Raw genomic sequence first — 12,221 nt, 5'->3', positions numbered from 1 at the left:
CCTATGGCTATAATGGCCTCTCCTGCAACTTCCGCCGGGTATCGTCGGAAGGCCTGCGTTCCAAGGTGCCAAAGAATAACAAGTCAGGGCCCACACCGCATCTGACAATGGACGGGCGAGTAGTAGAGAATGCCAAACCTAGACCTTTCGATTCTGGTGGTGGATGACGCCAAATTCAGCAGTATGGTAGTCAGCCGCGCCCTACGCAACGCCGGCTACCGGGATGTCCGCGTGGCCAATGACGCACCCGCCGCACTGCAGCTGATGGAAGAGCGCCCTGTCAGCATATTGATTGCCGACTGGCTGATGCCGGAAATGGACGGTCTCGAGCTCACCGATCGGGTTCGCCAACAGGATGAACAGAACAACCACTACACCTATACCATCCTGCTGACCGCCAAGGAAAGCGTCGAGGCCCTCGCCGAGGCCTTTGACCGGGGTGTGGATGACTTTGTCTACAAATCCGACATGAGCAAGCAACTCATCCCCCGGGTGTTCGCCGCCGACCGCATCGCCGACCGGCAAAATGCCCTGCTGCGAGCCAACTCCCTGCTCATGGAAAACAACCGGGAACTGGAAGCCAGCAACATCATCGACCTGGAGACCGGTCTGTGCAACAACCGCTATGCCCGCGAACGCCTGGGCAAGTGTCTGTGCCAGACCGAATCCCGCGGCGGTGCCAGCGCCTACCTGTTGTGCGGCATCCGCAACTGGCAGGATCTGAAACGGCAGCATACCCGAGCCATCATGGGTGAACTGGCGGTGGGTATCGCACGCCGCCTCAGCCACCTTATTCGCCCCATGGACGCCCTGTGCCGGGTGGGCGACAACCAGTACGCCATCATTGCCCACTTCCCCAACGGCGACCAGTGCACCACCGCCGCCTATCGGCGCATCTTCGACGGCATCAACCACAAGGCCCTGAAAACCACGGCCGGCTACATTTCGGTTGAGGCAGGCATGGTACTGTGCAAATCCGACGCCCAGCTGGGTACCCCATCGGTCCAGGAGATCGAACGGGCAGCGGTCCAGGGGCTGATGGACGCCTACGACACCCGACGATTCACCGAGACCCGGCCGGAAATCGCAGAGTCCGCCTGAGACCGACGCAAACACACTCTGTAACACCACGACACACTTCATGCACAGACAGGACAGCGGCCAAACCGTATTCTGACACCGTGGATTTAAGCAGTATCCCCCATGGCGAAGGAGTTAAGTCGTCTCGTTTCGGAGTCAAGCATTACCGTTACGAAGTTAAGCAGTCCCTTCGCCGGTTTATGGGCCTTCCACAGAACACAGGTTTTTCAGGCACTACTGTTCTTTCCTTTTCAAAGGCCAGCCATTGCGCTGGCCTTCTTGTTTCCAGCGCCGCTGCAGACATCGACCACGCCCTTGCACACCCGCTTGCCCCCCCCTTCTCTTCCCCAAGGGGACTCTGCGCAGCTTAAACCAAAAAACGGGGACCGCCGTCATGGCGGTCCCCGTTTTTTGGTTCAGCGTGGCCAGGCGGAGCCCGGCGCCCCGCAATGACTCAGAGCTTGCGGCCCTTACCGGCGGCAATCCGCAACCGCAGGGCGTTCAGCTTGATAAAGCCTTCCGCATCCTTCTGGTCGTAAGCACCCTGATCTTCCTCGAAAGTGGCGATCTTCTCGTCGAACAGCGAATCGTCGGACTTGCGGCCGACCACCTCGACATTGCCCTTGTACAGCTTCAGGCGAACGGTGCCGTTGACGTAGCCCTGGGTCTGGTCAATCAGCGCCTGCAACGCCTCACGTTCCGGTGACCACCAATAGCCGTTGTAGATCACTTCGGCGTAGCGCGGCATGATGCTGTCCTTCAGGTGCGCCACCTCCCGGTCCAGGGTGATGGACTCGATGGCCCGGTGTGCGCGCAGCATGATGGTGCCACCCGGAGTTTCGTAGCAACCGCGGGACTTCATGCCCACGTAGCGGTTCTCAACGATGTCGATACGGCCGATGCCGTTCTCGCCACCGACCTTGTTCAGGTGCGCCAGCACTTCGTGGGCTTTCATCGCCTGACCGTCGATGGCCACGATGTCACCCTTCTCATAGGTCAGCTCGATGTAGGTTGGCTGGTCCGGTGCTTTCTCCGGCGACACGCTCCAGCGCCACATGTCTTCTTCCGCCTCGGCCCACGGATCCTCCAGCACCATGCCCTCGTAGGAGATGTGCAGCAGGTTGGCGTCCATGGAGTACGGCGACTTGCCCTTCTTCTTCTCGACCGGGATGTTGCGCTCGTCGCAGTAGGCCAGCAGTTTCTCACGGGAGTTCAGGTCCCATTCCCGCCAGGGGGCAATCACGTGAACCCCCGGCTTCAGCGCGTACGCGCCCAGCTCGAAGCGCACCTGGTCGTTACCCTTGCCGGTGGCGCCGTGGGAGATGGCATCGGCGCCGGTTTCGTTGGCAATTTCCACCAGGCGCTTGGCAATCAGCGGGCGGGCGATGGAGGTACCCAACAGGTATTCGCCTTCATAGATGGTGTTTGCGCGGAACATCGGGAACACGTAGTCACGGACGAACTCTTCCCGCAGGTCCTCGATGTAGATTTCCTTCACACCCAGCGCTTCGGCCTTGGCACGGGCGGGCTCGACTTCCTCGCCCTGCCCCAGGTCGGCCGTAAAGGTGACCACTTCGCAGTTGTAGGTGTCCTGTAACCAGCGAACGATCACTGAGGTATCCAGGCCACCGGAATAGGCCAACACCACCTTTTTAATATCAGACATGCCCTTGCTCCAGACTGAACAGGATGGATTCGGGAGCCTCTGGATAACACCTGGGGCCCACGGCGAGGCCGAAAACGGGTCAGGGGTTTTTCAGAGGCTCCTGCAAATAAGGGGCGTTATTGTACGGCAGTCAACGGCCGGGGGCCAGATGGACGAAAGGAGGGAAGAAAAAGATACGGCCGGAAAGTCGGACAATCGGCGATTGGCGGGCAAAAACGCGAAGGGGACAGAATTCAGTTCTGTCCCCTATCCTCCAGTAACTGAAGGGTTAAACCGCCTGCTGGTGCTGCACCACTTCCTCGCGGATGCCGTCCCAGCCTTCCTTGACCTGGCGCAGTAGGTTGGCCACTTCGTCCAGTTTTTCGGCGTCGTTCTTGGCGCTGGCTTCGAAGAGGGTGCGCTCCATGTAATCGTAAAGCGCTTCGAGTCGCTCGGCCAGCTCGCCACCCTGCTCAAGGTCCAGAAAGCTCTTCAGGCCGCCAATGATTTCGATCGCCTTGTTGATCAACTGCCCCTTCCCGGCATAGTCTTTCGCCTGCATCCGCGACTGAGCCATGTTGATGCGCTCCAGAGCCCCATTGTAAAGAAGCTGGATCAGCTTGTGGGGATCGGCATCGGTGATGCTGGTCTGGGTGTTGATGCGTTGATATTGTTGTAAACCGTTCATGAGTTACCCCCCTTTAAAACCTTTCACGAACCCTGGCTGGGTTGCGGAGCCAATGCGGCCAGTTGCTGAGCGACAAAGTTTTGTGTGCTTTGTAATTGCGCAATTAACGCATCAGCCGCGGAGAATTGGGACACCAATCGCTCCCTCAGCGATTCCATGCGAAGATCCAGAGCTTCACGGTCGTCCTGGATTCGATCCAATGTCTCGTTAAGCCCGTCCGTGCGAGTGGAAATAATGCCATCACTTTCAAGGAAGCCGGCCACCAGATCCACCGCTTGGTCGGCGACGCCCGCAACCCCGTCCTGTTCGGCAAACAGCGCGGCAACCTCATCCGGTACTTCCTGAAGCTTGTCTTTGAACGTGGCGCTGTCGAACTCCAGTTTCCCTGAGGTTGGATCGGTGGTAATGCCCACATCCGCCAGAATCCGAACCGACGCATTTTCAAGCCCCGGCACCACCGAGGTCAGCAAGCCCCTCAGGTCATTCTGAATATTGCGGATGGTGGAGTCGCCGCTGAGGATGGCCCCTTGGCCGGATTCCGCGTTGAAGCCCGAAACGCTCTTCACCACGTCCTGCAGGGCATTGAACTTGTCCACGAACTCCTGCACCCGGCCAGCCACCGCGTCCGCGTCCTCGCCGATCGTCACGTTGGTGGAACCGACCGAGGAAAGCTCGAAGGTGACGCCTGCCACCACATCTTCAACGGTGTTCGTGGAACGGGAGACCGAGATACCGTTTATGTCCAGCAAGGCATCCTTGGCCTGCACCGTTTCCTCCAGGTTGGAGGTGGTACCGTCAAAGGCGAACTGGGACAACCCAGACGTATCTGTGTTGTTGCCGTCGTCATCGGTTACCGTGATCTGTGCCGCATTGGCGGTGCCAGACTCGTCCGAGGAAATCACCAGCCGAAACCCGGAGCCGGTATCAACAATGCCCGCGGACACGCCGGCATCCGAGCTGTTGATGGCATCGGCCACACCCTGCAAGGTGTTGTTACTGCTATCGATGGTTATGTCCGTAGCGACCCCGTCCACCGAGATGGACAAGGTGCCGGTACCAACGGTTGTCGTGTCTTTGTCCGCAAAGGCTGCTGTGGCCAGGGATTGCGCCTGCGCAAGCTGGGTGACCTCAACGCTGTAGTTACCCGCACTGGCCAGGGTATCGTCCACGCTAACGGCCACATTTTCATTGGAAGCCGTGGCGGTAAAAGCTTTCAGGCCCTCACTGGAACTCAGCTGTTCCAACGGCTCGTTCAGGGCCTCCAGTGCACTGCGGAGTTTGCCATAGGCCGAAATCATCGTCTCAGTACGAGACCGCTCGAGGCTGAGGCGCTCAAGGGCTGGCTGCCGTTCGGCATTCACCAGCTGATCTACCAGATCAGCGCTGAACAACCCCGATCCCGCGCCTAATGATGATATGGATGCCATGACTACCCCCTGATAGTCTCTCTTGGTTCTGATTCAGTTATCGGCGGGAGGCGGCAAAACTTTGCCCCCACAGTGGCCAATTTTGTTACCGACTGTATCTTTCACCACCCATTGAAACACAGCCCGCGACGCAAAACACCGCCGGACCCCAAGGGGTGCGGCGGTGCTGAAAGGCCGTTATTCAACGAGAATGGCGCAACGACGCCACTAAACTTCGATATTGAACAACGTCAGCGGTTCGTCCTGCTGCAACTTTTCTGCCAACCTCACCGCAACTTCATCCGGAATCTGTCGAATAACTTCCTGGGTTTCCTGGTCCACCACTTTCACGATGGTTTCACCCAACTCATTATCAACTTCAAACTGAAGATCTCGCTGGACGTTCTGAACAAAGTCATTCAGCTTGGACACCGCATTATCCAGGCTCTCCTTATCAGAGTCTGAAACCGCCTCTGCGGCCTCACCTCTGTTTGCATCAAGGATACCTGCACTTTGTGCCCGATTTGGACCAGCGACCATTGCGGTCTGATCGGAGGCGTTCCTGCCTTCGGCCTGAGGTGACGCAGTGTCCCGACCCGGAGCCGGCTTGCTGGCACTAACCAGCTTGAGCCCCGGATTATTCAGGTTTACGTCAGTCATAGCTCACCTCGCTATCCTCTCACGGCGAAAGCCGGCCTCAACGTGAGGCCGGCCAACCCGTCATCGTCCCTGTTACTGAAGGAGAGACAGAACCTGCTGCGGCCGTGCGTTGGCCTGGGCCAGTACCGAGATGCCAGCCTGCTGCAGCACCTGAGCCTTGGACAGCTTGGCGGTTTCTGCCGCGAAGTCCGCATCAAGAATCCGGCTCTGGGACGCACTCTGGTTCTCGATGTTGGTCTGCAGGTTGGCAATGGTGCTTTCAAAACGGTTCTGGATCGCACCCAGATCAGACCGGAAGGAGTTCACAGAACTCAGGGCACCGTCGATGGCACTGATGGCTGCCGTGGCAGCAGACGCGGCACTGACACTGATGGAAGAAACGTTCAGGCCAGCGGCACCGGCGGTCATGGTGTTGTCAAACGCAACATCGATGGTCTGACCGGCGTTGGCGCCCACCTGGAAGGAAACCGCAGAGCCCAGGGTGCCATCGAGCACCGCCTGACCGTTGAACTCGGTTTGGGTACCAATGCGAGTCACCTCGGCGATGCGCTGGTCAACTTCCGCCTGAAGCAGCAGACGGTCTTCATCGGAGTTGGAACCGTTAGCCGCCTGAACCGCCAACTCGCGGATACGCTGCAGGTTGTTAACCGTCTCGTTCAGGCCACCTTCCGCGGTCTGAACCATGGAGATACCGTCGTTGGCATTACGAGATGCGACTTGCAGACCACGAATCTGGGTATCAAAGCGTGTAGAAATTGCCAGCCCGGCGGCATCATCCTTGGCAGAGTTAATGCGCAGACCAGAGGACAGGCGCTCCAGGGCCTGGTTGGAAACGTCCTGGGACTTGTTCAGTTGGTTCTGGGCCATGATTGAGGCAACGTTGGTGTTGATACCGAGAGCCATACTACTTCTCCTACAAATCGTTTGCTTTATTTGAAAGAGGTCTGGCGCCCGTTCTCAATTTTTTGTGGGTGCGCCGCCCCGCTGTAATGCTTAACGGCGCTAACCAGAAATCCTTTAGAAAAATTCTCACCAACTTTGTTATGAATTGTAAACCCTTTGTAGCCAAGGCGTTACATAGCACTAAATACGCTAAAGGGTGGGTTCATCATCGGTCAGGCGTGCCCGCAGCCAGGGATCGGTATCCACAGCCCGGGCCTGCATCGCCACACGCTCGAAATGATCCGGCAAGCGGTCGAGAAACTTCCCAAACGCCTGCTTCCAGTGCTCCATGAACCCGTCCAGCTCTGACTCCTCACAGGCCAGGCCGTGGCAAAGACCCACCTGAAGGAAGTGGTAGACTGTTCCCTTGAGCAACTGCCAACACATCATTTGCACCGACACGTCCGTGCGCCGTCCGCTGAATACCCCGACACGGTTGAGGGAATCGCGAACCCCATTGGCAATAGCCACCAGGTCCCGGCGGGAGCGATGCGAGGTCAAATCCAGTGCCTTGCGGCAAGCGACCACGGTATCGGACATTTCCATTTGGAGGTTGGCCAGTTTCTTATCCAGCTCCTCCGCGGGAAGCGGGCAACGTTCATGGCCCAGCAGTGCCCGGGCCTCTTTCCGGCCCTGACTGTCGTAACCAGCTACGGCCTCCAGGAATGCCGACCGGGATAACCAGTCGGCCTCCTCAATGACCGCGCCGTCGGAACAGTTATAAGCCTGGAACGTTTCATCCATTACCTTGAGATCGTGTATAAACCGCTCTGCGGCCCTTTTGGCTGTGTAGTAATCCGTCCGGGTCAGTACCTCACCACCGTCCACCCCGGCAACCGGGAAGCTCCGCTGATCTTCGTTCAAGCCCTTGCGCTCGGCCCGGAATGACTTGGAAAAGTCCGTTTCCGCCTGGGCCCCGTAAACGGAATAGGCGGAATGGTGGCTGGACGTATCCTTGTAGCCGTAATCGGTGCCGAACATGAAAATGCTGCGGAACCCCAAGGCATAGCCCACCGATAACGCCGCGTTGGTGCAGGTCGGGCTGCATTGGTCCAGCGCGTCCCTGCCCACGCCCAGCCAGCCGGGAATCGCATTACGGCTCTTGAAGAAGAAGGTTACCTCGTCGAAAAGGTCCGTCACCAAGGGGTTGACGTCGATTGCCGCGAGCAGGGGAATGGCACGCAAGGCTTTCGGATCAAGATCGGAAAGGATTTCATGGATGGCGTAATCGGCATCCAGTTCCAAATGAAAGTCCGGCTGAATGCCATTGGCGAGCAACCCCCGCAGCCCGGTACCGGCACTGACGATGGCCACCTTGTCGCGGATCTTGCGGATGTCCTCGAACCGGCCATCGATGGATGGACCGCTGCCAATGACCAACAACGGTCGCTGCGAGTGGGCCGTCGGATCCGGCTTCAAATAGCGCCCGCCGGAACGGAGATTATGGAGGATATTGTTGAAGGCCCGGATCTCGAAATCGTAGCTGCCCCAGTTGGCTGCCAGAATCGGAATGTCCTTCTCCAGGTCCTTGGCGATCCGGAACAGTTCGACGTTGGCAAGATGGTTGTAGTACGTGGTGAAGTAAGGATACAGGGGCACCATTTCAGCCAGCTTGCCCCCCAGAACCCGACGGATGTTCTCTTCGCTGTCGGTTACAGCGATGCAGAACGACAACGAACAGCCCCGCTTGCGGAAACGGACACTGATGGCTTCCCAGTCGACGGTGAACAGGCTCAGGGCGAATCGCTCTGCATCCGGCTCGAATATCACCGCATCAATAATGTCGGCCTGTTCAGACATTTTCTCAATGTGGTAGCCCAACCCACAGCCCAGAAAAACCACCGATGGAAAGAAATCGCCGCGCCTATAGCCCTGAAATTGCTCCGGCGTTACTGGCGAAGCATCCAGGGCTTCCTTAACCAGCCTCATGCCGAAACGGGGAGTGGCGAAAGAGCCTGCCCAGGGGGGCGCCAGGGTCAGCGACCGCTGCTCAGGCGGATTTTCTTCCAGAAAACGGTCCACCTCCGAGTAGGAATAAGCCCGGGCATGGTGTCGATAAACAGACCGTCCCCGGTCGACCAGATCCACATCCGGGTTTCCCGGCGTCACCACCAACTCGCAGTGATCGAGCTGGAGGGAGCCAAAATACTGGTGCAACTCCGGGCGATACTTCTTGAAGTACGCCAGATTCTTTTCCTTGCGCTCCAGATACTGAAGCGCAACATCCTGATCTGATTCAGACATAGGCACTGCGTTCCGCCGTGATAATTGTGTAATACAGTTAGCGCTCTTGCATCAGGCTCTGACAAATGGTGAGGTCCAGCGCTTCATCCACATCAACCGAGCGCTCTCTGGGCATGATGCTCGCCAGTATCCGGTCAGTAAACAGCGAACCCGACGCCACGAACCCCGCGACGTCCACCACGTATACCGCTCCGTTGAGCCGGTAGTCTGGTTCGTAGTCCTGGGAGCGCTGCGCCGACTGAAGATCAATACCTAGCAAGGCGCCGTTGGCATCAACTTTACCGCACCAGGCCAGGGGGTGCTCGACGGGCGATACGGAGACCACACTTTCTCCGCCCCCCTGACAAAACTGATTGAGCGCGTTGGCAATGTCCTCCCCAATCCGCAGGGGCGACGTTGGCTGCAACAACACCAGGGTGTCGGGTGCACGCCCAGCCTTCGTTTCTTCGGTAACGGCATGCCTCAGGACATCCGCCGTGGTGGCCTGGTCGGTCGCCAGTTCGGCTGGCCGCTGCAGACTCCGCACCCCCTCCCAGGTCTCGGCAATCGCCAGTACCTCGGGATCGTCACTGGTCACCAGTATACGCCCCGCCAAGCCAGCATCCAGTGCGGCCCTGATGGACCAGGACACCATCGGTTGCCCCCCGAGGCTGGCGGTGTTTTTGCGGGGTAGCCGCTTGCTACCCGCCCTGGCCGGGATAACAGCCAGTATGCGGCCAGGCTCGGTCACGAAACCTCTCCCGCGTACTCATCCTGAGCCCTCTGGAAGTCGTTCATGCGTCCTACATCCAACCAGTACTCGTGCACCGGAAACATGGTGACCTTGTCGCCCCGGGCCATCGCGTTCTCAAGGAGGGTGGGCATGTCCACGCGCTGGTGTTCCTTCACCGAAGCCGCAAGTTCCGGCGAGACCACATAGATGCCGGCATTGATAAAATATTTCTGGATGGGCTTCTCCGTCATCCCTTCGACAAAATCCCCCTTGCACTGCACCACCCCATACGGCACCTGGTACTCGAACTCCCGCACGCACATGGTCGCGACACTGGGATTCTGATCATGAAAATCCAGCAGGCTTCGGTAATCCAGAGTGGTCAAAAGGTCACCGTTCATCATGACAATTGGAAGATCCAGCTCCGATTTCGGCAGCAGCCCCAAGGCACCGCCAGTTCCCAGCGGCTCGTCCTCATGGACGTACTGGATGGACACCCCCCAGCGTTGGCCATCGCCGAAGTAATCACGAATCTGGTCCGGCAGGTAGTGGGTCGAGATAAAAAACCGGTGGAAGCCCGACGCGACAAAGCTTTCGAGGATCAGTTCGAGGATCGGCTTTTCCCCCACCTTCAGCATGGGTTTCGGACATTCGTAGGTCAGCGGTCTCAGTCGGGTTCCGAAGCCTCCGGCCATGAGAAACACCGGATTATTGATGGTGTTCCGTTCCAACAGGCCATGCAGGGTTTCCAGACCGACCAGGCAGCCATTTTCGTCCACCACCGGTAGCTGGAGCAGCTCGGAGCGCTCCATCACCGACAGGATTCGGTCCCTTGTCCATTCACTCCTCGCCACCTGGGGCTGGTCACACATCACCTCCGCAACGGGCTTGTCCAGGGAGGCCTTCGCCATCAAGGCCCGACGCACATCGCCATCGGTGAGGGTACCCAGGAGTTTGTTCTGCTTGTCCACCACCAGCACGATTCTCAACGCCCCCTTGTCCAGGGTCGCTATCGCCTCGTTCAGGGACGTATTGGGGGATACGAGTACGGAATGCCAATCTTTCATCACGAACCTCGAGTGACCGTTTCGCCTACGGGGCGCCGCTGTCCCGAATGGTGGACCCGCCCTCCCGCAACATCTTTAAGAACCACTGAGCCGGCGCCAATAACCGCGCCGGCACCAATCCTGACACCTTGAATAACGGTGGCCCCGGCACCTACGAAGGCCCCCTCCTTCACCGTCACTTCGCCGCACAGGGTGACTCCTGGCGCGACATGGCAATGGGCCCCGACCTGGCAATCGTGATCGACCGACGCGGACGTGTTCACAATCGTGTTGCGGCCAATCACCGCACAGGTCTGCACCACGCTCCCCCTCATTACCTGGGCGCCGGGCGATATCCGGGCACCGTCGGATACCGAAGCCGCGGGGTGAATTAACGCCGGAAACTCATAGCCTTGATCGGTCAGGGTTTGGAACAGCCGTTGCCGGAGATCGGCACCCGGCATCATGCCAATCCCGTTCGCCAAGTAAACCTCGTCGGGTGAGACCGAGCACAGCGCGCTGTCATCCCCCAGTACATCGATGCCCATCCACCACTCTGCCGACTGCGCTGCCAGTGCCGGATCGCAAACACCGTTCACCGTGGCTCCCAGGCACTGAAGAAGCTCCAGCACCACCCGGGCGTGACCGCCACCGCCAAGCATGACGAACGGCCGATCAAACACCGCTGGGCCCTCCAGCCACCGTGATGACATCGCCCGGCTTGTAGTTGCTGTCCGCACTCAGCCCCACCAGGTCCCAGAGATGCATTGGCGAAAGCCCCTGCCCTGCCCGGGCGGTGGTCAGGTCCTCCCGTGACAGCCGTTGCCCTTGCCGAATGGCGCGTGCAGCGACAATCTGCTGACGAGCCGCCTGCCGGGTATTCCATTCCGTCGGCTGCACCCGCTTCAGGCCGGAGCCCAACGCAGCCTCCACGGTACGGATCTGACGCACCATGTCCGCCAGCTCTTCGGGCTCCAGGGAGGCGCGATGGTCCGGGCCCGGCAGTGAACGATCGAGGGTGAAATGCTTTTCGATAACCCTGGCTCCCCTGGCAACCGCCGCCACCGGCACGGCGGTCCCGAGGGTATGGTCGGAGTATCCCACTGGAAGACCGAAGGCATGGGCCAGGGTATCCATCGCGGCCAGATTCACCTCTTCGAGGGCGGCTGGATACTGAGACGTGCAATGCAACAGGGTCACCTTCCCCTGCAACATGTCCGCTGTGGAGGGCCGGCTCCAATGCTGCCAGATGTCCGCCGCGGATTTGGGCTCACTCTCATTCTCATATCCGTGTGCGATGACCGCCAGCGCCTGCTCGACCTCGCCGAGGGAAGCCATCCCCGTCGACACGATCAGCGGCACCCCGCTGTTGGCGAATGCCCACAGTAACGGTGCATTGGTCAGCTCGCCCGAGGGCACCTTGTAAACCGGCAGGTCCAGGGTCCGGAGAAACTGGAAACTGGGCAGGTCAAAGGCGGTGGACAGGAATTCTATCCCCTTGCTCCTGGCGTAGCGCTGTAACTCAACGTGCCAGCTCTCCGGCAGTTCCAGCCTGGCCAGCATCTCCTGCTGGCTCTCCCCTTGCGCTCCGTTTGACTGCTGATAGTCCGCCTTGGGCGCACCGCCGGCCAGGCGCTGGGCACTGAACGTCTGGAACTTAACGGCTGAAGCACCACTGGCGGCAGCGACATCCACCAGGGCAAACGCGGCATCACGGTCGCCGTTGTGGTTGACCCCCGCCTCGGCAATGATCTGTACCTTATTATTGTCGTTCATGAACTCTTCACCCTGTCATCCT

The 12,221-nt window shown here is 59.1% G+C and carries 11 protein-coding genes; 1 reads left to right on the top strand and 10 read right to left on the bottom strand.

The features are described 5' to 3' along the window. The first annotated feature begins 129 nt into the window (after positions 1–129). On the top strand, positions 130–1,101 hold the full coding sequence (locus tag R3175_RS01445; protein WP_318941806.1) for a response regulator: 972 nt from the start codon (positions 130–132) through the stop codon (positions 1,099–1,101). 433 nt (positions 1,102–1,534) lie between these two features. Here R3175_RS01445 and R3175_RS01440 read toward each other — a convergent pair whose 3' ends face one another. The 10 genes from R3175_RS01440 to neuB all read right to left on the bottom strand — a co-directional run bounded on the left by R3175_RS01440 (position 1,535) and on the right by neuB (position 12,199). Continuing rightward, on the bottom strand, positions 1,535–2,746 hold the full coding sequence (locus R3175_RS01440) for an argininosuccinate synthase (RefSeq protein WP_318941805.1): 1,212 nt from the start codon (positions 2,744–2,746) through the stop codon (positions 1,535–1,537). A 268-nt stretch (positions 2,747–3,014) separates the two neighbouring features. Next, a complete protein-coding gene (gene fliS, locus R3175_RS01435; RefSeq protein WP_318941804.1) occupies positions 3,015–3,413 on the bottom strand; it encodes a flagellar export chaperone FliS in 399 nt (132 codons plus the stop codon). A 23-nt stretch (positions 3,414–3,436) separates the two neighbouring features. After that, positions 3,437–4,840: a flagellar filament capping protein FliD gene (gene fliD, locus R3175_RS01430; RefSeq protein ID WP_318941803.1), complete on the bottom strand. Its 1,404-nt coding sequence runs from the start codon at positions 4,838–4,840 to the stop codon at positions 3,437–3,439. A 207-nt stretch (positions 4,841–5,047) separates the two neighbouring features. Next, on the bottom strand, positions 5,048–5,479 hold the full coding sequence (locus tag R3175_RS01425) for a flagellar protein FlaG (RefSeq protein ID WP_318941801.1): 432 nt from the start codon (positions 5,477–5,479) through the stop codon (positions 5,048–5,050). Between the two features lie 72 nt (positions 5,480–5,551). After that, a complete protein-coding gene (locus R3175_RS01420) occupies positions 5,552–6,382 on the bottom strand; it encodes a flagellin domain-containing protein (RefSeq protein WP_318941799.1) in 831 nt (276 codons plus the stop codon). A 189-nt stretch (positions 6,383–6,571) separates the two neighbouring features. Beyond that, a complete protein-coding gene (locus R3175_RS01415; protein ID WP_318941797.1) occupies positions 6,572–8,665 on the bottom strand; it encodes a motility associated factor glycosyltransferase family protein in 2,094 nt (697 codons plus the stop codon). Between the two features lie 37 nt (positions 8,666–8,702). Continuing rightward, positions 8,703–9,395 (bottom strand): acylneuraminate cytidylyltransferase family protein, encoded by a 693-nt coding sequence (locus tag R3175_RS01410; protein WP_318941795.1) that lies wholly within the window; start codon positions 9,393–9,395, stop codon positions 8,703–8,705. Next, positions 9,392–10,444 (bottom strand): nucleotidyltransferase family protein, encoded by a 1,053-nt coding sequence (locus R3175_RS01405; RefSeq protein ID WP_318941793.1) that lies wholly within the window; start codon positions 10,442–10,444, stop codon positions 9,392–9,394. Before R3175_RS01405 ends, R3175_RS01410 begins: the two co-directional genes overlap by 4 nt. After that, positions 10,444–11,106, bottom strand: coding sequence for an acetyltransferase (locus R3175_RS01400; protein WP_318941791.1), 663 nt, complete (start codon positions 11,104–11,106; stop codon positions 10,444–10,446). The genes R3175_RS01405 and R3175_RS01400 overlap by 1 nt, the downstream gene beginning before the upstream one ends. Next, a complete protein-coding gene (gene neuB / locus R3175_RS01395; RefSeq protein WP_318941789.1) occupies positions 11,099–12,199 on the bottom strand; it encodes an N-acetylneuraminate synthase in 1,101 nt (366 codons plus the stop codon). The genes R3175_RS01400 and neuB overlap by 8 nt, the downstream gene beginning before the upstream one ends. Positions 12,200–12,221: the final 22 nt, after the last annotated feature.

Origin of the sequence: Marinobacter sp. (assembly GCF_033722735.1) — a bacterium.
Taxonomy (GTDB): Bacteria; Pseudomonadota; Gammaproteobacteria; order Pseudomonadales; family Oleiphilaceae; genus Marinobacter.
Note: the sequence above shows the minus strand (reverse complement) of the source record. Positions and strands in the feature narration are given on the sequence as shown.